Source organism: Parachlamydiales bacterium (assembly GCA_041671045.1).
In the GTDB taxonomy this organism is placed as follows: domain Bacteria; phylum Chlamydiota; class Chlamydiia; order Chlamydiales; family JABDDJ01; genus JABDDJ01.
On the sequence record JBAZCF010000009.1, the window covers coordinates 25,793 to 48,238 of the forward strand.

Consider the following 22,446-nt stretch of genomic DNA (forward strand, 5'->3'; position numbering starts at 1 on the left):
TAACTTATTGAGCGCCGGTCTCTGCGCGGCGTTTTTGGATGTAAGCAACCACATCGCCTACTGTACGTAGCTTGCTTGCTTCATCTTCTGCGATCTCGCAGTCAAAACGGGATTCAAAAGTCATCATAAGTTCAGTTAGATCTAATGAATCAGCATTTAGATCTTCTACGAAAGACTTTGATAACGTTACTTCTTCCTTATCAACACCTAGCTGTTCTGCCACGATATCGATAACTTCTTGTTCTAAAGACATGTGTCTACCTCAACGGTTATTTATGTAATTGTCATGCCGCCATCAACCACAAATACTTGGCCTGTGATGTATTTGGCCATGGGACTGGCTAAAAAGAGAGCCATTTGTGCAATGTCGGATGCCTCGCCCATTCTTCCGAGTGGAATTTTAGCAAGGATAGTTTCTTTTTGTAAATCATTCAACTCGTGTGTCATGGGAGTTTGGATAAATCCCGGCGCGATACAGTTCACGAGAATATTCCTTGAAGCGACCTCTTTAGCGAGTGCGCGGGTAAAGCCTATAATAGCGGCTTTGGATGCAGCATAATTGGCTTGTCCGGCATTACCTGAGATACCCACGATAGAGCTCATATTAATGATGCGCCCTTGACGAGCTTTCAACATGGGACGGATGAGAGCTTGGGAGAGGAAAAAACACGATTTCGCATTCACATCCATAATAATATCCCAGTCTTCTTCGGTCATTTTCATGAGAAGCTGGTCGCGGGTAATACCTGCATTATTGACGAGGATATCGACTTTACCGAATTTAGCTAGGATATCTTTGATGCCTTGGTCAACACTTTCTTTATTGGAGACATCGATCTGATAGAAATAGATCTGACCTTCGTGACAATTCTGAGCTAGCTCTTTGGCAGCGAGCTCGCCTTTTTCCTTGTTGCTGCCCACGATGGCTACACGAGCCCCTTGCTGTAGAAAAGTTTCCGCAATTGCTTTTCCAATGCCGCTAGTACCCCCGGTAATAATGGCATCTTGTCCTTTCAAAAGTTGTGGGGATTGCATCTCGTTAGTTCCTTGTTGCAAATAGTTCTTCCAGACCGGCAAGATCGGTAGTCTTCTCTATGGAATAGGTAGGGGCTTTTACACCGATGCGTTTATTAAATCCACTGAGAGCTTTGCCGCACCCTATTTCGATATAAGCATCGACACCTTGCTCTTCAAGAGTAAGGATAGATTGTTCCCAACGTACAGGTGAAGTGACTTGTTCAGTCAGAAGCTGTTTAATTTCTTCGAGATTTTCGGAAAGGCGGCCTGTGGTATTCATTGCTACCGGTATTGAGCCTTGCTTCCATTGGGTTTCAGCAATAGCCTCTTTAAGCCTGGCCGCAGCCGAGCTCATAAGACCGCTATGGAATGCTCCATGAACTTTAAGGGGCAGGATGCGCTTGGCTCCCTTACGGGTAAGGACTGCTGTTCCGGCTTCGATACCTTTCAGGGTACCGGAAATAACGATTTGTCCTGGGCTATTGAAATTAGCTGCCCATAGATCATGGGGGAGAGCAGTTTCGCGGACAGCCTCTTCCACTTGAGAAGCGTTCAACCCAAGGACGACTGCCATTGTTCCGGGATTTTGCGCGCAGGCGTCATTCATCGCTTGTCCGCGTAAGTGTACCAAAGCCAGGCCTTGTTCGAAGGGTAGGTAGCCGGCGGCAGTCAAAGCAGTATATTCGCCTAGGCTTAAGCCTGCAGTGAAAGTGGGGGTCAGGTGTGGAGCTAGCTGTTTTAAAGCACGCAGGTAGGCAAGACTTAGGATGTAGATGGCGACTTGGCTATTGGCTGTTTCAGTGAGAAGTTCTTCAGGGCCTTCCAGAATGATTTTCTGTATATCTTTTCCTAGCAGGTCGTTAGCTTCTTCCATTGTTTGACGGACGATTGGGAATTCCTGGATAAAGTCCTTTCCCATCCCCACATATTGGGCTCCTTGTCCGGGAAAAATAAATACGTATCGTTTGTTCATAGCAGATTACTCTTCCTTTGTGAGTAAAATAGCAGCCCAGGTCATCCCTCCGCCAAAGGCATTAAGCAGGATATTTTCGCCCGGGGAAAGCTTTTCCTTTTGATTCAATTCAGTGAGGGCTATGCCAATGCCGGCAGCGGATGTATTGCCATACTTTTCGATGACAGAGTAGACTTTGGATTCAGGTAAGTGGATTTCTTTGGCGATAGCATCCATCATGCGTTGGTTGGCTTGGTGAGGGACCACCCAAGATAGCTCTTGCGCAGAGATGCCGGCAGCAGTCAAACACTCTTGGGCTATACTGGCAGCTTTGCGGATGGCGAATTTGTAGACTTCTTTGCCGTTCATGCGGAAGTATTGCAGCCCTTCTTCCAGTGTTTTGTTGGTCGCAGGGTGGCGGGATCCTCCCCCTTTGATGATGACTAGGTCGGCCAGGCTGCCGTCGGATCCCATGACCACAGGACCGATAGAAAGGCCGGGACCAGCGGAAGAGACAACTGCTGCGGAGGCGCCGTCACCAAAAAGGACGCATGTGGTGCGGTCGGCATAGTCCATTAAAGGCATCATTTTTTCGGCCGCGATGACAAGGATATTTTTAGCCATGCCCGATTCTATGTAAGCTTTAGCTGTAGCCAGAGCATAGACAAATCCGGTGCATGCGGCTTGAATATCCATTGCTGCAGCTTTGCCTGCTTTGAGCTGGTGCTGGACTAGAGCAGCAGTGCTGGGGGAGGGGTAGTCGCCGCTCATCGTGGCAACAAGGATCAGGTCAATGTCATCAGGAGAGAGCTTTGCGTTAAGAAGGGCCGCTTTTGCAGCTTCGGTACCCATTGTGGAGGGAAATTCATTTTCAGCAGCAATCCTGCGCTGGCGAATACCCGTCCGTGAATAGATCCATTCATCGGAAGTATCGACGATCTTCTCGAAGTCGGCATTGCTCATGACTTTTTCCGGAAGATATGCCCCTAGTCCTATAATGCGAGCGCCCCTTGGCTTTGACATGCCCAATTTTCTCCCAAACACTACATTTTAAAAGAATTAGGATATCAAAGAGTTGCTTAAGAAGGAAGTAGTGTTTTGCTTTTTTTTCAGATAGGGATTAACTCGCCATTCGGCTATACTCAATGGCATGAGCTACCCTAAACATTTGAATAAAATGATCGCGGTATTAAACCGCCTTCCCGGTGTAGGAAGACGCACAGCGGAACGTTTTGCCTTTCATATGTTGACATGGTCAAATCAAAAACAAAAAGAATTTGCCCAAGTCATCGACAGTATGGACCAGCACATCCGCCAATGCGATCTCTGCGGATGCCTTTGCGATGTTGAAGCGTGCCCTTACTGCTCGGCTGAACGGAACGCGTCAAAACTTATCTGTGTGATTGCAGAGCCCAAAGATGCTTTTTCCATTGAAGAAACGGGAACCTTCCGCGGCATGTACCACGTCTTAGGAGGACTGCTCAACCCTATCGAAGGCATTGATTCTACCCAGCTGCGTATTAATATGCTCTGCGATAGGATCCAAAGCCAGGGAATCGAAGAGATTATCCTTGCGCTCGATGCCACTTTAGAAGGCGACACCACTGCCCTCTATCTAAAAGACCGCTTAGCCCCGCAAGGGGTCAAATTATCGCGTTTAGCTTTCGGCTTGCCCATGGGCAGCGCTTTCGATTTTATCGACGGAAGCACCCTTGCCCGTGCCCTAGCAGGAAGAAACCACTTCTAGAGCAAAGACCTTTTCTTCTAAAAAAAATTACTATTTCTATCTCTACTGCTTGCAATATTGGGGATCATTACCTATGATGTAACCCTCTCGCTTGGAGTGTTTCTTATGTGTAATAGTTATTCAAGATATATAGTAAGCTTAATAGTTTTGATCTGCGGTTATTTTATACCGGTTATTGCTGCCCCATTACAGTATGAAAACTGTTTTGTGGATACTTTAGAAGTCATTATCGTCTCCCCTTCCGGAAAAGATGTCAAAGATACCAAGGCGATGTCCGGCAAATTAAAGACGCGCGCCGGTGACACCTTCATGCAATTGAACTTTGACTGCGACCTTAAATTGCTCTCGGCCGAATATGACCGCATTGAACCGACACTAACTCCCTGCGGCGATAACAATCTAGGTATTGTCATTAAAGTATGGCCTAAGCCCCTCATCCGCTCTATTTCCTGGGAAGGCAACTGCAACATCTCCTCAGCCGACTTAAAAAGCGAACTAGCTATTAACGCCTGCACTCCCTTCGACAGGCAGGCATTCAACAAAGCCTTCCATAAACTTCAAGCCTACTACATAAAGAAGGGATACTTCGAATCCCAGCTAGATTATGAAGTAAGCTTTGATGACTGCACCAATCAAGTCGATATCACCGTTAAAATCTGTGAAGGACGCTCCGGACGCATCAAAGACATCGTCTTCTGCAACTTCACTAAATGCGAAAAAGAAGAACTCTCGGCCATGATGGTCACCAAAAGATACTTCTTATTGAGCGGCTGGCTCACAGGTGAAGGCATCTATCACGAAGAAGCTATCCAGCATGATAAAATGATCATCCTCAACTATCTGCAAAATAGAGGGTATGCGGACGCCGATGTCAACATCGAAATGAATGAACTCAACTGCTCCAACAAGATCATCCTCCGCATCACAGCCCTAAAAGGCGATCCCTACACAATCGGCAGCGTATCTTTCAAAGGCAATACCGTTTTTGACAATGACATTGTTCGCGAAGTCATCGGCCTATGCTCCGGCGACCCTTACGCTCCTGAAGACATCCATGACGCCGTCCAACGCTTAACCCGCGTTTATGGACGTAAAGGCTATATCGATGCTTTCGTCAACTTCGAATCCAGCCTGCGCTGTGATGAAGACGTCTATGATATCCGCTTTACCATCGAAGAAGCATGCCAATACCGCGTCGGTATGATCAAAGTCATCGGCAACTGCGTCACAGATACAAACGTCATACTTAACGAAGTTCTACTGATCCCGGGTCAACTCTTCGACAGCGAAGGCCTCTGCAAAACAGAACAAAGACTACGCAACATCGGGTATTTCAAACGCGTCAACGTCTATGCCGTCCGCCCTGAAGAAAATGGCATCCTCCCTAGCAACTACCGCAACGTTCATGTCGAAGTAGAAGAAGATAGCACCGGCAACATCAGCGCTTTCGGCGGCTATAGCACTATGGAAAGCTTATTCATTGGCTTGAATATTACGGAGAGAAACTTCAATCACCGCGGACTATGCAACTTGCTCCATGGCGAATGCCGCGGCCTGCGCGGCGGGGGCGAATATGCCCATACGACAATATCCGTAGGCGCTAAAAGCCGCAAAGCCATTTTGTCTTGGACCAAACCTTTTTATAATGACACTCTGTGGAGCGTCGGCTTTGACTTGGAAGGTAACAACAACCGCTACGTATCCGATGATTACAATATCAATACGGTCGCTTTAACCCTGCATGCAACCTACGACGTTAACGCGTTTGTTAAAACAGGCGTCCACTATCGTATCGGATATACCAGCATTCAAACAAATTCATGCGCGTCAGAAGAACTCATCCACGAGGCTAAAAATAGCGGTCTTACCTCTGCCGTCGGTGCATCCTGGATGTATGACAGTACCAACCACCCCCAGTTCCCTACGGAAGGATTCCGATCCAAGCTTGAAGGCGAATGCGCGGGTGTGGGCGGTAAGCAAAGCTTCTTGAGTGCTGCCTATATCAACAACTACTACCTGCCTATCGGCCCCCTGGATCCCCTGGGAAGACTGATCTTTCGTGCCGACTTCCGTTTCATCCTTCCTTATGGTCATACAAATGCTGACGAAGTCCCTATCGAAGAGCGCTTTTTCTTGGGCGGCGATGAAATCGTCCGTGGCTTTAGACCCTACTTCCTAGGTCCGCAATTTAAGGTGGATTTAAACCAGGATAACGCCATAGATTGCACTGCTAAACACCAGGGGCACACCCATAAACTTAAAACACACCATAAATTGCGAAGAAAACCACAAAAGACCAAAGATGAAAATGGGAAGGAAATCAATCTGGTCATAAACGAAAAAACTCAATATGATTATTGGTCTCCGGTCTCCGATAACGACCCTACAGGCGGTCTCTCGCTACAATACTACTCCTTAGAGTACGCTCATCCCTTTTCACCCAAGTTTGAAGGGTTTGCCTTTACAGACTTCGGACAATTGTCTTCACGCCGCTTTGCTTTTGGCCACCTTTACGCCTCCGCAGGTTTTGGCGCTCGCGTCAAAGTCATGGCAAGTATGCCTCCTGTGACCTTAGGGCTCGGTTTTCCTGTTAACGCAAGAAACCGTAGCGATGTAAAGAGATTTTTCTTTACAATCGGTGGAAAGTTTTAAAATAGAATTCAAACCCTCTCATTGGGAGAATATAATGAAACTGTTAGGAAAAAATATCCGCATCGTCCTTGCAACACTTGTGTTAGCATTGCCCCTTTCATCTTCTATCAACGCAGCGGAAGCGCCTGCACCAAAAATCGGTGTGGTTAACTTCAAATCCTGCGTCGAAAAATCCAAGTTAGGCAAAAGAGAACAAGCTTCTTTTGAAAACCTAAAGAAGCAGATGGATGTTGTATTGGAAAAGAAAGAAAAAGAAATCAACGAAATTGCAGCGAAGTTCAATGACCCCGACTACTTAGACAGCCTTTCCCAAGAAGCTGAAGCAGAGCTGAAACACAAATTCCGCGCTGCCTCCCAAGAACTTTCCGGACAACAGCAGCAATATTACCAAGCGCTAAGCCAAGCAAACACTAAGATCGTGCAAATGATCACTGAAATCGTGGCCAAAGCTGCTGAGCAAGTCGCTAAAAAACAAAACCTGACCTTCATTCTGAATGAAGAAGCTGTCTACTTCTATGCTCCTTCCACAGATGTGACCAACCTCGTTGTAGGTGAACTTGATCGCATGTTTGAAGAACAACTCAAGAACGGCTCCAGCGAAGGAAGAAAAGCAGGTGGCTAAGAAATCCTTTACTCTCCGTGAGCTCTGCGAGCTCACGGGTAGCACCCTCAAAGGAAATCCCGAACACATCATCCTCAATGTAGCAGACCTTTATCATGCTACTGCTGAGGATGTTTCGTTTTTTTCCAATCCCCGCTATGCCGGGCAGCTTGCAAAATCCCATGCAGGCGCAGTCTTTGTTTCCCAAGTTCCCGAGGAGCTTTCTCAATTTAACTTCCTCATCCACCCCGACCCATCCCGTGCCTTCCAAAAAGTGGCAGAAACCGTTGCCCAAAGCAGGCCCCCTCTTACAGGATTTGATGGAATACACCCTACTGCGGTCATTCATTCAGAAGCTATCATTGGGGAAAACGTGACCATTGGACCTTATGCTGTGATCGACCAGAAAGCAATTATCGGCAAAGGAACCTATATCGGAGCGCAATGCTATATTGGCCCGGAGACAGTTATTGGTGAAAACTGCAAAATCCATCCCCGCGTTACCATTCGCGAAGGATGCGAGATCGGCAATCACGTCGTTCTTCAGCCAGGTGTTGTCATCGGTTCCTGCGGGTTCGGCTTTACAACTTCGGCTCAAGGTGAACACACAAAACTCGAACAGATCGGCAATGTCATTATTGAAGATGATGTTGAAATCGGCGCCAATACTACCGTTGACCGCTCACGCTTTAAATGCACGCGTATCGGGACAGGCTCTAAAATAGACAATCTTGTGATGATCGGACACGGGGTAGAAATAGGCAAACATGTGCTGCTTGTGGCACAAACAGGCGTTGCAGGTTCTACCACGATCGGAGATCACTGCACTATCGCAGGCCAAGTCGCCATCGCCGGGCATTTAAAGATAGGACCCAAGACACGTATTGCAGGGAAATCGGGAGTGAGTAAATCACTGCCTACCGGTGATTATAGTGGTATTCCCGTACAGCCTATCCAAGAATACAATAAAAATGCTGTCTATTTACGTAAGATGAGTGAGTTTGTAGAAGAGCTCAAACAGCTTAAGCAGAAAATTCTTCAAGAAAGCTAAAATAAGTTTATAAATACACTAACCCTATCCTTGGATAGGGTTAGTTATGCTAAGCTTATTGTTGATGTTGATATTGTTGTGAATAATATGGTTGTCCATACGCATGTTGTGGATATTGTTGTTGATGATATTGTGGTTGAGGAGAGGCAAAAGCTGCAGGTACAGTATAGTAGGATTGCTGCGGATGACTCAAAAATGCAAGGGTATCTTTAATCTCTTCATATAACCTATTAATAGTTCCAATATTTTTGCTAGTATGCTGTGCAGAATCATCGCCATATCCTAATTTGAATAATCCGGCAAGAGAAGCACCTGCACCTAAGGCAGCACCAAATGTAACTGCTGTTTTGGCTGCGAAAATATAACCGAATAATGCAACGCTACCACCGAAGGCAATACCTGCGACCACAGCAACAACAAAGCGGTGATTGCTTATGATATTTTCCAAGGATTTGATATACAAATCGTTAATCCTCACTATTTTATCATATGTGTCGCTTTGGTGTGTATAACTTCCCCAATTCGCTGCCAGCCTAGATTTAAATGAGCATGCAACACTCAATTGTTGAGTTAAATTAGTATACTTACGGTAAAAAGCGCCCAAGGCGAACATTCCCCCACCTGCTGCAGCACCTGCAAGAAGGATTTTACCGGAATTATTTTCGCTGTTGTTATCATTTACACTAATAGAATTATTACTGAATGCACCTGTCTGAATTTGTGTTCCGCCACCATTGCGATTAGCGACTACATGACCAAAGATGAACAATAACTCTAATCCGTTTTCAGAACAAAATTTAATAACTTTATCAAAAAAACCTGGTTGAAGGACCTGAATACGCTGTGGAAAACGTACTTGAGGATTGCCCTGATAAACATCTAATGTATTTAGTGTGTCTTCAAGTTGATCCTGAATTTCTTGTTGGTTCAGAGTGCTTGCCGGCAAAACATTCAGTTGATAATAACCCGGCTGTGCTGCGGGTTGATTATTACCTTGATTAGATAAATCTGCATATCCTGGATATACTCCACCTTGATTTTCTGAATACTGTGGATAGCCTTGATAAGCTTGGTACTGTGGATCTGCATAAGCATTGTTACAGGTTGTCATGATAAAACCTTTTTGGTTAGTTTAATTATTAATGATCTCATTATATAAAATGAATGTATATTAAAAATTGAGGAAACATTAAGATTTAATAAATATATTTAACTAGGGGAAACCGTTGAAATGTTCGAGAAACCGCATCAGCCCCTTCTTCCTCAAGCCCACTTCATTTTACGTGTATTACGCAATTTTCTTTTCGCTTTAGTCATTATTGGAATATCTCTTTTTATGGGGATGTGGGGATATCGTCATTTCGAACATTTGGACTGGATAGATGCTTATGTCAATGCTGCAATGCTGCTGTCAGGTATGGGGCCGCTTCACAACCCCGTCACCTATGGCGGGAAGATCTTTGCAGGAACGTATGCCCTATTTAGCGGCATACTATTCCTATTTATTATGGGCGTGATTTTCAGCCCTATTGTCCACCGTTTATTCCATATCTTTCTGCTTAAAAAAGGAGAATAGCCGGATTTTCAAGATACTTCTTAAGAGTATTGAGGAATTCTGCTGCTGCAACACCATCAATGACGCGATGATCGACGGAAAGAGTTAGATTCATCGTTTTACCGGCAACCACGGCTCCTTTTTTCACCACAGGTGTATCTAAGATCCCACTAACGGCAAGGATGGCTGCTTGGGGAGGGTTGATGATTGCTTGGAATTCATTGACGCCGAACATCCCCAAGTTGGAGATGGTAAGGAGCCACCTTTATATTCCTGAGGCTGTAGTTTTCCATCGCGTGCTTTCTTGACAAGGTTCTTTATCTCGACTGAAAGCTCGCTAACACTTTTGTAGTCGGCATGGTGAACGACCGGTGTGATCAAACCGTCGGGGATACTCACTGCAATAGAGATGTCAATGGTTTGATAGCGGGTAATCGTGTTGTTGACTGTATTAAAACCGCTATTGATGACCGGATGGTTGCGCAATGCCAGAGCGCTGCCACGTACGACGATATCATTAAAGCTGACCTTGGCATTTGCCTGTGCAAGCTGTTCGCGCAGGGCCACCATTGGCTCGGCATCGATGGTAAGGGTCACATAGAAGTGTGGGATAAATGTTTTAGCTTCTTGCAGACGCTGTGCGATCACTTTACGTACGGGATTGAGCGGTTCTTCCACGTATGTTCCGGGAGCAATGCTGGGAGCTTCACGCAAAGAAGGCCCTAAGGTTGATTTGGGCAGAGCTGCGGACAAATCTTTTCTCATGATTCTTCCACCGGGGCCGGAACCTTTGATAGAAGACAAGTCGAGGTTCTGCTCTTTTGCCAGCGATCGGGCTAGAGGAGATGCTTTAATTCTTCCTTCAACAGCTTGAGTAGGCAAAGCAAATTGGTAGTTTACAAGGGGCGGCTCCGGAGCGAAGGCTGGTTGTTTGAAGGTGCTTGCCCCACCGGTTTGCTGCTGCTGTGGCTGTGGAGTGGCAGGCTCTCCTGAAGATGTCGGAGCGGCGGGTTCATTTTGCTGTGCTGCAGGTATAGCAGCCGGGGGTTGGACCCCTTCGGGCTTATAGCCTTCGATAGACTCGTCTTTATTTTCGGTGAAGATGGCAACGGCTTGGTTGACGGAGGCTTCAGAGTTTTCCGGAAGGATTACTTTACGTAACCACCCTGCATCGAGAGCATTATGCTCGACCGTTGCTTTATCGGTTGCTACTTCAAAAAGCAGGTCTCCTGCTTCGACGAATTCGCCCTCTTTTTTATGCCATTTGACGATAGTCCCTTGTTCCATTGTGGGGGAGAGTTTTGGCATGGTAAGTGTAAAAGGCATGGTTAACCCTTGCTATAGACTGATTTTAAATATTAACGACGCGTCGGGCTTGCTCCACGATGCGTTCTACGTTAGGAATGGTATGTTTTTCTATTTCCTTGGAATAAGGCATAGGCGTTTCACGCTGGCACACGCGGGCTACAGGAGCATCCAGATAGTCAAAGCATTGCTCTTGGATCTGGAAACCTACCTCGGCGCTGATCCCGGTAAAGATATGCCCTTCTTCGACGCAGAGGCACTTGCCGGTTTTCCGCACTGAAGCTGCAATCAAGGGCATGTCGAGCGGCTTAATTGTACGCAAGTCGATGACTTCGCAACTGATGCCGATTTTTTTCAGCTCTTTTGCTGCGGATTGTGCAACTGCAGCCATTTTCCCGTGGGAAACAATCGTTAGGTCTGTTCCAGGAATCACGATTTTCGCTTTTCCAATCGGAACCAAGTATTCTTCCGTCGGAAGATCCATTTTGTCATTGTATTGGAGTTCCGATTCTAAAAAGAGGACGGGATTGTTATTGCGGATGGACGATTTAAGCAGGCCTTTTGCGTCATAAGCGTTGCTGGGTGCAACGATAATCAATCCGGGCAGGTTGCCATAAATCGCTTCTACGCAGTGGGAATGCTGGCTGGAAACTTGTGCTGCTGCTCCATTGGGTCCGCGGAAGACAATCGGCACTTTGAAGCGGTTGCCTGACATGTAATACATTTTTATCGCATTGGAGATTATCTGATCTGCAGCGACAAAAGAGAAGTTAAAACTCATGAATTCGACAATTGGCCGCAAGCCTGTCATGGCGGCTCCGATGCCTAAGCCTGCAAATCCCAGTTCGGAAATGGGAGTATCCAAGACCCTCATAGGGCCCCATTTATCCAATAAGCCTTTGGTAACTTTGTAAGCTCCGTTGTACTCCCCTACTTCCTCACCCAAAATAAAGACGTTGGGATCCCGTTCCATCTCTTCATCGATGGCTTGACGCAAGGCTTCTCTAAAATCTATCGTCTGTGTGCCCATATGAATGTTCTTTCCTTAATATTAGGGTGCAAAGACATCTTCTTCTAGTGTTGCAGGAGAAGGCCAGGGGCTTTCATCGGCAAATTGCATCGCTGCGACGACTAGGTCTTTTATTTCTTTGTCTTTTTGCTTAAATTCTTCCGGATCCAGCATACCTGCTTCTGTCAGTGCTTTCTCGAGTAGTATAATTGGATCGCGTTCCATGCATACTTTCAGAGATTCTTTTGTCCTGTAAAGGGCGGGGTCTGAGATGGAGTGGCCGCGGAAGCGTTCAGTGATTGCTTCCACTAAGACGGGACGATTTGTCGCGAGGACTTCTTGCGCAATGTGTCTAAATCCGGCGTAGCAGTCCAAGTAATCCATTCCATCTAAAGTATAGGCCTTCATGTTATAGCCCGGAGCTTTGTCTTCGGCTAGGCGGTCGACACTATTCGCACGTTCGACAGCCGTTCCCATCCCCCACTGGTTATTTTCTATGACATAAATACACGGTAAATCCCACAGGGAGGCCAAGTTTAAGGACTCATGGAATGCACCTTGTGGCACAGCGCCATCGCCCATAAAACAAACGGCGACTTCGCCGGGTATTTTTTTGTATTTGATCGTGAAAGCCGCGCCTGTAGCAATAGGCACTTGTCCTGTAACAATCCCAAAACCGCCGAGTAAACGTTCGGTATAGAGGTGCATGGAACCTCCGCGGCCAAGAGCATTACCTGTGGTACGTCCATAAAGTTCCGCCATTAATTCATTAGGAGTAGCTCCTAATAAGAGAGCTAAGGCGTGGCAGCGATAAGAGGTGACCCACCAATTATTCACTCCGATGGCATTGACTGCTGCTGTTTGTATTGCTTCCTGACCGGAATAGGCATGAAAAAACCCGCCGATTTTGCCTTGTTGATAAGCGGATTCAGCACGAGTTTCGAAATGACGGATAAGCAGCATCTGCCACAAAGTTTGTTGTAGCGCTTCTTTCCCCAACTCTTGGATGAGCTTGGGTTTATCTGCTTTAAAAAGGTGGTATTCGATAGCTTTTTTATTGGCTCGCATAGGGGCACACTTAAATTTTAGTATGCCCCTATTGTAGCCGAGCGATCAATTAATGCAATGCTGCAACGACTTCCTTATTAGGAATTGTATCGGAAGGTGTGAATTCCGCTGTTTTGAGCTCTTTATCGACGATAGCTGTAACGGTGGCATCAGACCAAACATTGATGGAAGTCTCCAACATGTCGATAAATGTATAGAAGGGAAGGATGATCCCCATGATATAGAGAGGAACATTCATAGCGGCAAGGAAAGCTGTCGCCAGGAAGTAGCATCCCATCGGAACACCGGCATTTCCAACGGCAGCAACTGTCGCGATAAAAATCCAACCCACGAGTTCAATCGGAGTGTATGTCATCCCATGGCTCATGGAGACAAAAAGGACAGTTGTCAGGATAAAAGCTGCGCATCCATTCATATTAATGGAGGTGCAAAGCGGTAGGCTAAAGCTTGCCACTTTACGGGAAATTCCCGCTCTTTCAGTAGCGCACTGCATCGCGGTAGGTAATGTGGCGCCGGAGGATTTAGTGAAGAATGCGAGCGATAGAGCAGGAAACATAGCTTTTGCTAACTTAAGTGGATTTATCCCTTTCATCTTTAGTATGATAGGTAAAACGACTGTCGCTTGGACAACATTCGCCAAAACCACAACGAGCAGGTAAAGCATTAAGCTTTCCATCTCCAATCCGCTGCTTAGTTCCTGGATAAAAAGGACGACAAAACCCCAGATAGCGATGGGCATTAACATCACAATCCATTTAGTTAGCTGCATAATTGCAAGAAAAAGACTATGGAAAAATTTATGCAAAGTTTGTCTATTTTCTTGAGGTAAGCTGATGACTGCAAAGCTGATTAGGATCGCTAGAATGAGGACGCCGATCACATTATTTTCGACAAAGGGCTTAAGAAAGTTGGACGGTATAACCCCCATTAAATGCTTAAGATATCCTTTCCCTTCCGTGGCTGCTTCACTCATTTGAATGATATTATCCGGAATCGTGCGGACAGGATCGATGAGGACATAAAAGATAAGGGCTAGAGTAGCAGCTAATACAGTCGTCAACACAGTGTATTTGACTGTTTTTCCACCGAGAAGTTTCATCTCCGATAAACTTTCCATGCTGGAAGCTGTCGCGACGATCGAGAGGAAAATAATGGGCAAGCTGACAAGTCTCAGAAGATTCATAAAAATATCTGAAATTGTTTCTGCTGCTACTGTGGTTGCTTGCGTAGGCCAGAGTCCGGCGACGATGCCGAGCAAGACTGCCAGCGCTAGAAAAAGATTGGGTTTGTACCAAGTCGTCTTACGTGGGTGTGCTGCGCACATGTTTGTTACCTATGAAAATATTTTTTTTGTTGAAACGATTATTGACGAAAGCTGGGGAAGGGGGCTAGAGACAACACAAATAGCTTATGAAGTATGACATAATTAAATCGTATTTTTCATTAATTGTAACATAAGTATACTGCTAAAGTCAATAAAATAATAATTATACAATCTCCAACCTTACTACCGATCTGAAAAGATAGCGGTACCGACACGTAAAAGAGTGGCCCCCTCCTCGATAGCAATCTTAAAGTCGTGGCTCATACCCATCGAGAGATGGTGAAAATGATGCGATGCGCCTAACCGAAGTTGAGTTTCATCTCTGAGTTTGCGCAATCGGCTGAAATACGTGTGAATTTCTTTCTCCGTTGCATCCAAAGGTGCCATCGTCATCAGACCTTCCAAATCTAAATGAGGTAGGACTGCTAGCTCCTCTACGATTTCTGCAAACGATTGCGGTGTGAATCCATGCTTCGTCGATTCTCCAGAGGTGTTGACCTGAATCAAAATCTTCGTCCTAAGTTCCTGCTTTTGACTAGCTTCCGAAATTTTTTCCGCAAGCTCAAAGGAATCTACAGAATGAATCAGGGCAAATCGCCCTAAGGCTTTGTTAACCTTATTTTTTTGCAAAGTACCGATAAGATGCCATTGGATCTCTTGCGGTAACGCATCCATCTTTGGCAATGCTTCTTGGAGACGGTTTTCACCGAAATTAAGGCATCCGGCCTGATGTACTGCAGAAATTTCTTCGACAGTATGGTTTTTGCACACCGCGATCAGCGTGATCTCCTGCGGAGAACGACCTACAGTCCGAGCTGTCAGGTCCACTTCTTCAAGAATCTGTGCGTACTTATTTTCTAGTTTCATGGGTTTGGAAAATCATAAGGGTTAAGAGAACGAGGGGCCGAGAGAATTTCGCGCAAGATCATCCCCTCGCGTACACGTTGGGGATTTCTGACTAGGGCTCTCGTTTGATAAGGTGTAGGCCTCTTTATTAAAAGAGCTGTCTTGGGCGGTGGCAAAGAGGCTACAGACTTGACCGTAGGCTGTTGCATCCTCGGCACAGCCTTCGGAGATTCTGTATGCAGGATCTTCTGAGAAGGAGTATGTTCTTCTTCCATTTCCTCTTCATCATCAAAAATATCCAAATCCATCGTGCGCAGTAGCTTTTTCAGGTCGCTGCCCCGTTCTTCCTGCTGCCGTTCCCATGCCTTAGGATCTTCCTGCTTCAGCCTTTCGTCACGCTTCTTTTTTCTATACATATAGATAAGCGAAACAATACCAATGCCAAAACCCACCAGTTGGAAAATATCCATCTTTAGCGCCCTTTCTCAGGTTCTTGCGGTCCGGCTAAACGCTCACGCATATCTGTATCTGCCTGTATATTGATCAGCCTTTGGTAGTCCATAACCCCCAATTTTCCGGAACGCAAGGCTTCAGCCATTGCTAAGGGGACTGCGGCTTTAGCTTCTACAAGTTTAGCATCCATATCCTTAACTTTAGCAATATTTTCTTGCTCTTGCGCCACCGCCATTGCCCGGCGTTTCTCGGCCTCGGCTTGGAAAATCAACATTTCGGACTGCGCTTTAGCAGCACGTAATTTTGCACCGATATTTTCGCCCAGGTTCATCTCGACAATATCAATGGAAAGAATAAGGAAGGCAGTGGATGCATCCAATCCCTTATCTAGAACAACTTTTGAAATACGCTGGGGTGCCTCCAAAACCTGCAAGTGAGTGTCGGCTCCGCCAATGGCACTTACAATACCCTCCCCTACACGTGCGATAATCGTTTCCTCCGTCGCTCCACCGACAAGCTGCTCGATGTTTGTACGGACCGTTACGCGGGCTTTCACATTGATCTGAATTCCATCCTTAGCGACACCTGTAATAGCTCCCCCCTTTTCCGGGCAATCAATGACTTTAGGATTGACAGACGTTTGCACAGCATCATAAAGGTTACGCCCTGCGAGGTCTATAGCGGTAGCTTTCTTCCAATCCAGTGAGATATTGGCCTTGTCAGCAGCAATTAGGGCCAAGACGACTTCGCTGACATGTCCGCCGGCAAGGTAGTGCGTCTCCAGGTCAGACACTGAAATATCTTTAAGGCCTGCTTTAAAGGAGATGATGCGCGCGTTAACGATGATCTTAGGAGGGATCTTACGCAAACTCATTCCAATAATATTAAAGAAGGATATCGGCGTACCCGATACAAAAGCTTGAAACCATAAGCTGATGTATTTTCCGACGACACTAAGAAAAAATAGCGCTGCTATTGCTATGACGATGATAAAGAAATATATCTCATAACCCGAACCTGCATCAAGAAGAAGGAATTTCATAGGATGTATCCTTGGAATGGTAAATTTTGACGATAAGTGTAGGGCCTTCGCCCCCTGTCACAATAATTTGAGTGTCTTTAGGGATGAAATCTCCCTGCGAAATAGCTTGGTAAGTTGTTCCGTCGACGAGAATACGCCCCGCCGGCCTTAGATCTGTCGTAGCAGTCCCCCTTTTTCCCACAACTGCGGTATTAAAAACATCGGCCTTATATCCTTCCTGGTCAGTCCCTAAATAGAAAGAGTTGTCTTTTTTAGTGGATCGTATACGCCACAGAGCGAACTTAAATAAGAGGTAAATAAGGACCAGCACAAAAATAAAATAAAGGGCAAAAACCCACGCTGAGGACGCCTCATAGGAAAAGATCAACAAACTAGCAATAACGAACAATGATCCGGCTATGCCTAAAACTGCACCCGGAAGAAAAAATTCGAAAAAGATCAGGACTAATCCTAACGCTAGCAAGATAAACGGATTCATAAAGGATTTTCCTTGGTATAAACTTCTTCCACCACTAATGTTCCCCCTTGGTATCCAACAATTTTCGCATGGGAACCTTCACTCAAAAATGTACCATAAGATATTGCCTGATAAACATCATCCTGAATTGACACTTTCCCGGCAGGACGCAACGCACTGACGACATTGCAGACTGTACCTATAGGCGGCAACGTTTTACTCGACGGCCCTGAAAAATATCCCTCGGATGCATCCTGTTCGCCCCCCTTTAATACAAAGCGATTCAGCCACACCACATTAGGGGCAACATACCTGCTGAAAAGCGCCATCAGTGCCAGCGCTAAGAGAAATGCTCCGCAAAGCCACGTAAGACGTTCCAAAAAAGCCTGCCCTGCGGCGTTAAAGGTATTTGAATCCCAATCGAAGTGGATATTTCTGAAATCTATCGCCGGTATAAGCATGCCAAATAAACCTGCAAGGAACAGGATTAGGCCAATCACACCTAGCAAACCTGCAGCAGGTATTAGGAAAACCTCCGCCAAAATAAAACCGATTCCCGTTAGGACAAGGATCAACTCCAACCAATTCGCAAGCTCCAAGGAAAATGTAGATAGAATGACAAGTAATAAACTTGTCACTGCCACAGTACCGGCCAGGCCAAAGCCCGGTGTATTCATTTCGATATAAAAACCTAGCAGCATTGCCATAAAGAGTAGTGAGGATACTACCGGAGATGTTATCCAAACAAAAAAACGGGTTTTCCAGTCCATGACATATGCGTCAATGGTCGTTTGGGGCATCTCCTTAAAAAACGGGTACTGAAATAACAGTAACTTATCTGCAGGCCAACGTCCCTGTTCTATTTCTGATATGCTGATGGGCGGCATTGCTTTAGGCGTAAGGAGTAAGTCCGCCACACCATATTTCAGCATTTGCTCTGCATCGAGCGTCAGCAGCTTGCCGTAGGGTGAAATCACAACATCCGGGTCCGCACCTTTATAATTGATTTGATCCGTGTTATCTACTCTAACGACTTTGCCATTACGCCAAACAAGAATAATATCCTTATCTACCATTGCCTCCGCTATGTCCGGGTTGCGTCCAAAATAGCGGGCCTTATTGGCAAAGTCGGTACGTATGGCGGATGTAATTTTTTCGGAAGCAGTTTTTAGTTCCCCTTCCGAGGATTGGATGACAGGCTCTGCTGCTCCCATACTTCCATCAGAGACTGTAGCAATAAATCGTGAAGAATAAGCAATCATAGCCCCTGCAGACATAGCCCAATCATCAATAAACGCAACGATGGGAATTTTTTCTACTAGGTCCATCTCTCTTAAGGCAGACGAGATCTGCTGCGCGGGGTAGATCTGGCCCCCTGGTGTATTGAGTTTAAGAATAATGAATGCGGGCTTAGTCTTCTTGTAATAATCCAAGGCTTTTTTTACATACAAATAGGTAGACTGCGAGATCTGCTCGGCATGATCTTCTATAACAATATATCCCACCGTATTGGGTGAAGTAGATGAATATTTGATGTGCTGCTGCAAATGCTCGATCAACTCAGCTTGGGCAGATCCATAGGGCTCAGCTCCGTTTAAAGAAACGAAAAATAGAAACAGACAAATAAAATTCATCCTATAGCGGGTCAGCATGCAGCTCCTAATTTTTTAGACATTCCGCAAGATAACCTTTCAAAGGTTTAGATGCCAGTTTTGGACTCTGGATTTCAAATTTAGAGAACAATATGTAGATTGTTATTGTTTAATAACAATCTTTTATTTATTATTAACAACATTAATTAAAAGAAGGAATGTAAATGACTACAACCCCACTATCTTTAAATGTATTTTTAGCTACAAAAGAGAATTCTGAGAGAACACAAGAGCATTTTCAAACCTTTTTTGGTAAAATGACTATCAATCAGGTTTTATACCCAGTAAAATATAATTTTACTTCCACTCCAAGCTCTTTGACAGACACTTCACAGAAAACTCACCTTTATATTCAAACGATTAATCTTGATAATGATACTCCTGACTTCACTCAACTTACTAATGACTTTAAGGAATTTAAAGGCGAAAATAATGACGTTCTGGGACATATCATCGTGGGACATTATGTGGAGACGGAATCTACATTTAAAACAGCTAACATGCCTTTCGTCTCAAAATCAGCTTTTCAACAGCAATTCCCTGTGGATCAATATGCTACCACCGCCTGCTTTGGATACCAGCATAAAAACGGAGATATAGGTGATCCACAAGATACTACAAACTCCCTTGGAATATCTAATTACTGCTTGACTGAGAATGTTATCTTAGCCGTTTTGAAAGATGTCAAAAATGAAGCATCCGTGCTTGCGTCCTCTTCTACAGAAAAAGCGAGAACATCAGCCGAAGAAAATCATTCTTCCCCAGCTTCACCTTCTTCTAGCTCCACAGAACAAAGCCACGGTAAAGAGCCGGCTATTCCTCAAATAACGACAATGATCCCTCCGACTGATGAACAAATCAGAAAAGCACCAGAAGCTATAGAGCCATCTATAAAAGCTCCTGCACCTATTTTCATTCAAACTCAAGCACCTGTAGAACTTCCGCAACACGCCCAGCAAATTGAAGATATCCAACATGAAGAGTTATCTCTTATTCGCGATAGACCCATTCAGAGAAGTAGTAATACGTCCGTCTGGACCTGGTTGAACAATCGTAAAGCATCCATAACTGCATATGTAGTTTCTGCTGTAGCTATTATTTTCTTTGCTCCTACTCACCCCGTGATATCAGTGGCGATCACAGTAAGTGTTGCAGCTATTGTAATACGCAACTTCATAAGAGAAAAATTAAAAACTCTCCAATCATTTGCTTGAAGTGCCCTTACAGAATAAGCCTGTCCTAGCATAGGAATGCGGTGACAAGTCCTATGCTAGAAAACGCTTTTGCTTCGCAAAATCAAATTATCTCCAGAATAAGCCTGTCCTGGTATCCTACACAATGTTTTAAAAGATAGTTGTCTTACTAGAGAACGCTTTCTTGGGTAGTAAGGCTCATTTTTGGCTTACGATAGTATCTAAACAAGTTATACCCTGTTAATAGGATAAGACCTGGATAGCACACTGAAAGGATAGGTTGTAGGAAAGCTACAATCCCATTGAATTCAAGCATAGAAAATCCGAAAGTCACGACGACGGTGAATACCAAAGCCGCTTCATAGGATATCTTATTTTTTGCTACATCTTTACGCACAAACTCTGCAAAGATGCCTGCCAGAGAAATTGCTGTCGTTAGACAAGCCAAACAGACAGCAACACAAACGATCAATCCTGCATTCATTCCGAGGACTTCCCCTGCAATCGTCCCCAAAAGTTGCGCTTGAGGAACACCTTCCAGCGCATAGGTAAAGCGCGCAGCCAGGATTCCAAATCCAACATAAACACTGGCGATAAGGATTGCAGCAATGGTGATTGACATCGCAGAAATTTTCATCCACTGCTTCTTTTCGGTGGGTGATGCTTGGGCAGGCATATGTTCACGCATCCATATCGTAATAAACGATGCGAAGAAAAGCCCGGCTAAAAGGTCCATTGTTTGATAGCCTTCAGTCAGTCCTAGCATGAAAGATTTTCCTGCTGAAATGGCTGGGAGAGGAGCTGTATCGGGAACATAGAAAAGGCCTACAAAAATAATGCAATAAAGTACGCCGATAAGAATAGGGGTCATAAGATTGCCCAATAGGCTGACAATACGATTTTTTTTCAGTGTAAGAATCAGAATAAGCACACAAGAAATAATATTAAAAGTGAGGGCATTTCCATAAGGGAAGTACATATGAAAAGTCTCCTGCGAAAGCGCTATGCAGCGAGGGATAACGCCAAAGGGCCCTAAAAGACAGAGGATGGCAGCGGCTAAAAGAAAACCTCCGTATCTACCTAGGGGAGAGAAAAAACTTTTATGGCACCCATCTAAGAGGGTGGCGGCATGAAGGCCGATGAAGGGTACTAAAACAGCAGTGAAAAACAAGCCGAAGAGTGCATAGTAAATATAGGCGCCTGTTACCTGTCCCACAGCGAGAGGGAAAACCACATTGCCTGCTCCAAAAAACATGGAGAAGAGAGCAAAGCTCAATGTGATTGTTTTACCTATAGATGTCCTAGTCATTAGTCTATTACCTTTATTTGATTAACGTTGATTTGAAAGTTGCGGAGGCAAGAGGGGTAGAGTGCGCGCTAGCGCACGACGACTAGGACTAAATAGGTAGTAGGTAGAGCTTTATTGATAATCATAGCTATTAGTATATACCATTCTTGAATTTTTTGCAATACGTTTAGAACGCTGTCGTGGGATAAAGGACAGCAGGAACTTTAACATAGTTGGGGATAAATGCCTATCAAGCTATACTATTAGCAATAATAGGTAAGTTTATGAACGAAGCAAATAAAGACCTTATGACGAATCGTAAGGCACTGCACGAATTCGAGATCTTGGAACAATTTGAGGCCGGGATTGTGTTGCAGGGAACAGAAATCAAGTCGCTTAAGATTGGCGGAGGAAGCTTGCAAGAAGCTTATGTACGCGTAATTAAAGGTGAAGTGTGGCTGGTAGGCTTCAGCATACCGCCCTACAAATTCGGAAATGTCCATAATCATGAAGAAAAGAGGGATCGCAAGCTCTTGCTGCACTTTCGTGAGATTGATAAACTACAGCGGGCGACCCAAGAAAAGGGGCTGACAGTCGTTCCTTTAGCTCTATATATGAAAAAGGGGCTTGTAAAACTGCGTATTGCCACAGCACGTGGAAAAAAACTTGTCGACAAAAGAGATGCGATAAAGAGTCGTGATGAGAATAGACGCATGCAGAAAGCCATGAAAGACGTAAAGCAAAGATAAATTAATGCAGATTACGCTCTATTCCGTAGGTAAAACCAAGGAACAATGGCTCGAAGAAGCTTGCGCTGAATACATCAAAAGACTGTCCCCTTATGTGAAGTTCTCTGCCGAATGGGCTAAAGATGATGCGCAGTTGATTAAGATAACACAGAAAGAACGTTTACTGCTGTGTTTGGATCCTGCCGGAGAACAATATACCAGTGAGGATTTCTCTGCTCTGCTCATGAAGAAAATGGAACAAGGCGGGGCAAGGCTAGGAATAGTTATCGGAGGCCCTGAAGGACTTCCTGCTGTGCTTAAGACTTCAAATTCTCTTGTCAGCTTCTCAAAAATGACATTTACACATCAATGTATCCGTCTTTTGCTTTTAGAGCAGCTTTATCGCGCTTTTGAGATCGCGCGCGGCTCACCCTACCATAAATAGCAGGGACAGGGAGACTAAGCAGTCTATCTGCTTAGTCATCCATAAATAGACTTCTTGCGAA

22 protein-coding genes and 1 pseudogene are annotated in these 22,446 nt (G+C 45.1%); 8 read left to right on the forward strand and 15 right to left on the reverse strand.

Annotation, left to right across the window (positions count from 1 at the left end; genetic code table 11):
* Window positions 1-4 precede the first annotated feature (4 nt).
* From acpP to WC222_09550, 4 genes are read right to left on the reverse strand one after another with little or no spacing between them, the layout of a single operon-like run.
* Window positions 5-253: an acyl carrier protein gene (gene acpP, locus WC222_09535; GenBank protein ID MFA6916627.1), complete on the reverse strand. Its 249-nt coding sequence runs from the start codon at window positions 251-253 to the stop codon at window positions 5-7.
* Window positions 254-273: 20 nt separating this feature from the next.
* Entirely contained in the window at window positions 274-1,035 is a 762-nt protein-coding gene (fabG, locus tag WC222_09540; GenBank protein ID MFA6916628.1) for a 3-oxoacyl-ACP reductase FabG, read from the reverse strand.
* A 4-nt stretch (window positions 1,036-1,039) separates the two neighbouring features.
* Complete coding sequence (gene fabD, locus WC222_09545) at window positions 1,040-1,990, reverse strand: ACP S-malonyltransferase (GenBank protein ID MFA6916629.1); 951 nt, start codon at window positions 1,988-1,990, stop codon at window positions 1,040-1,042.
* Between the two features lie 6 nt (window positions 1,991-1,996).
* Window positions 1,997-2,992 (reverse strand): beta-ketoacyl-ACP synthase III, encoded by a 996-nt coding sequence (locus tag WC222_09550; protein MFA6916630.1) that lies wholly within the window; start codon window positions 2,990-2,992, stop codon window positions 1,997-1,999.
* A gap of 127 nt (window positions 2,993-3,119) precedes the next feature.
* Here WC222_09550 and recR point away from each other — a divergent pair, with 127 nt between their 5' ends.
* From recR to lpxD, 4 genes are all read left to right on the forward strand, one after another.
* Window positions 3,120-3,716, forward strand: coding sequence for a recombination mediator RecR (gene recR / locus WC222_09555; protein MFA6916631.1), 597 nt, complete (start codon window positions 3,120-3,122; stop codon window positions 3,714-3,716).
* 207 nt (window positions 3,717-3,923) lie between these two features.
* Window positions 3,924-6,368: an outer membrane protein assembly factor BamA gene (gene bamA / locus WC222_09560; protein MFA6916632.1), complete on the forward strand. Its 2,445-nt coding sequence runs from the start codon at window positions 3,924-3,926 to the stop codon at window positions 6,366-6,368.
* A 34-nt stretch (window positions 6,369-6,402) separates the two neighbouring features.
* Complete coding sequence (locus tag WC222_09565) at window positions 6,403-6,990, forward strand: OmpH family outer membrane protein (GenBank protein ID MFA6916633.1); 588 nt, start codon at window positions 6,403-6,405, stop codon at window positions 6,988-6,990.
* Window positions 6,983-8,020, forward strand: a complete 1,038-nt coding sequence (lpxD, locus tag WC222_09570; protein ID MFA6916634.1) for a UDP-3-O-(3-hydroxymyristoyl)glucosamine N-acyltransferase — start codon at window positions 6,983-6,985, stop codon at window positions 8,018-8,020. The genes WC222_09565 and lpxD overlap by 8 nt, the downstream gene beginning before the upstream one ends.
* 55 nt (window positions 8,021-8,075) lie before the next feature.
* Here the strand turns inward: lpxD and WC222_09575 are convergent, their stop codons facing one another.
* Window positions 8,076-9,131 carry a hypothetical protein gene (locus tag WC222_09575; GenBank protein ID MFA6916635.1) on the reverse strand — a complete coding sequence of 352 codons (1,056 nt, stop codon included), beginning with the start codon at window positions 9,129-9,131 and terminating at the stop codon, window positions 8,076-8,078.
* Window positions 9,132-9,251: 120 nt separating this feature from the next.
* On the opposite strand from WC222_09575, the gene WC222_09580 reads away from it, so the two are divergent.
* Window positions 9,252-9,596 carry a hypothetical protein gene (locus WC222_09580; GenBank protein ID MFA6916636.1) on the forward strand — a complete coding sequence of 115 codons (345 nt, stop codon included), beginning with the start codon at window positions 9,252-9,254 and terminating at the stop codon, window positions 9,594-9,596.
* Here WC222_09580 and WC222_09585 read toward each other — a convergent pair.
* The 9 genes and pseudogenes from WC222_09585 to WC222_09625 form a co-directional block, all read right to left on the reverse strand.
* Window positions 9,580-10,901, reverse strand: a pseudogene (locus WC222_09585) (pyruvate dehydrogenase complex dihydrolipoamide acetyltransferase). The gene WC222_09580 and the pseudogene WC222_09585 overlap by 17 nt on opposite strands.
* A gap of 25 nt (window positions 10,902-10,926) precedes the next feature.
* Complete coding sequence (locus WC222_09590; protein ID MFA6916637.1) at window positions 10,927-11,910, reverse strand: pyruvate dehydrogenase complex E1 component subunit beta; 984 nt, start codon at window positions 11,908-11,910, stop codon at window positions 10,927-10,929.
* A gap of 21 nt (window positions 11,911-11,931) precedes the next feature.
* Window positions 11,932-12,957, reverse strand: coding sequence for a pyruvate dehydrogenase (acetyl-transferring) E1 component subunit alpha (gene pdhA / locus WC222_09595; protein MFA6916638.1), 1,026 nt, complete (start codon window positions 12,955-12,957; stop codon window positions 11,932-11,934).
* Between the two features lie 49 nt (window positions 12,958-13,006).
* Window positions 13,007-14,281, reverse strand: coding sequence for a dicarboxylate/amino acid:cation symporter (locus WC222_09600; GenBank protein MFA6916639.1), 1,275 nt, complete (start codon window positions 14,279-14,281; stop codon window positions 13,007-13,009).
* Window positions 14,282-14,464: 183 nt separating this feature from the next.
* Window positions 14,465-15,148, reverse strand: coding sequence for a YggS family pyridoxal phosphate-dependent enzyme (locus tag WC222_09605; GenBank protein MFA6916640.1), 684 nt, complete (start codon window positions 15,146-15,148; stop codon window positions 14,465-14,467).
* Complete coding sequence (locus WC222_09610) at window positions 15,145-15,597, reverse strand: hypothetical protein (GenBank protein MFA6916641.1); 453 nt, start codon at window positions 15,595-15,597, stop codon at window positions 15,145-15,147. The genes WC222_09605 and WC222_09610 overlap by 4 nt, the downstream gene beginning before the upstream one ends.
* A gap of 2 nt (window positions 15,598-15,599) precedes the next feature.
* Window positions 15,600-16,622 carry a flotillin-like protein FloA gene (floA, locus tag WC222_09615; GenBank protein ID MFA6916642.1) on the reverse strand — a complete coding sequence of 341 codons (1,023 nt, stop codon included), beginning with the start codon at window positions 16,620-16,622 and terminating at the stop codon, window positions 15,600-15,602.
* A complete protein-coding gene (locus tag WC222_09620) occupies window positions 16,603-17,100 on the reverse strand; it encodes an NfeD family protein (GenBank protein ID MFA6916643.1) in 498 nt (165 codons plus the stop codon). The genes floA and WC222_09620 overlap by 20 nt, the downstream gene beginning before the upstream one ends.
* Window positions 17,097-18,731 (reverse strand): NfeD family protein, encoded by a 1,635-nt coding sequence (locus WC222_09625; protein ID MFA6916644.1) that lies wholly within the window; start codon window positions 18,729-18,731, stop codon window positions 17,097-17,099. The genes WC222_09620 and WC222_09625 overlap by 4 nt, the downstream gene beginning before the upstream one ends.
* 164 nt (window positions 18,732-18,895) lie before the next feature.
* Here WC222_09625 and WC222_09630 point away from each other — a divergent pair, with 164 nt between their 5' ends.
* A complete protein-coding gene (locus tag WC222_09630; protein ID MFA6916645.1) occupies window positions 18,896-19,945 on the forward strand; it encodes a hypothetical protein in 1,050 nt (349 codons plus the stop codon).
* A gap of 148 nt (window positions 19,946-20,093) precedes the next feature.
* Here the strand turns inward: WC222_09630 and WC222_09635 are convergent, their stop codons facing one another.
* The gene (locus WC222_09635) at window positions 20,094-21,233 is read right to left on the reverse strand and encodes a branched-chain amino acid transport system II carrier protein (GenBank protein ID MFA6916646.1); all 1,140 of its coding nucleotides are present in this window, start codon (window positions 21,231-21,233) and stop codon (window positions 20,094-20,096) included.
* Between the two features lie 263 nt (window positions 21,234-21,496).
* Here WC222_09635 and smpB point away from each other — a divergent pair, with 263 nt between their 5' ends.
* Together smpB and WC222_09645 are read left to right on the forward strand one after the other, a co-directional pair.
* Window positions 21,497-21,961: an SsrA-binding protein SmpB gene (smpB, locus tag WC222_09640; protein MFA6916647.1), complete on the forward strand. Its 465-nt coding sequence runs from the start codon at window positions 21,497-21,499 to the stop codon at window positions 21,959-21,961.
* A 4-nt stretch (window positions 21,962-21,965) separates the two neighbouring features.
* Window positions 21,966-22,385: a 23S rRNA (pseudouridine(1915)-N(3))-methyltransferase RlmH gene (locus tag WC222_09645; protein ID MFA6916648.1), complete on the forward strand. Its 420-nt coding sequence runs from the start codon at window positions 21,966-21,968 to the stop codon at window positions 22,383-22,385.
* Window positions 22,386-22,446: the final 61 nt, after the last annotated feature.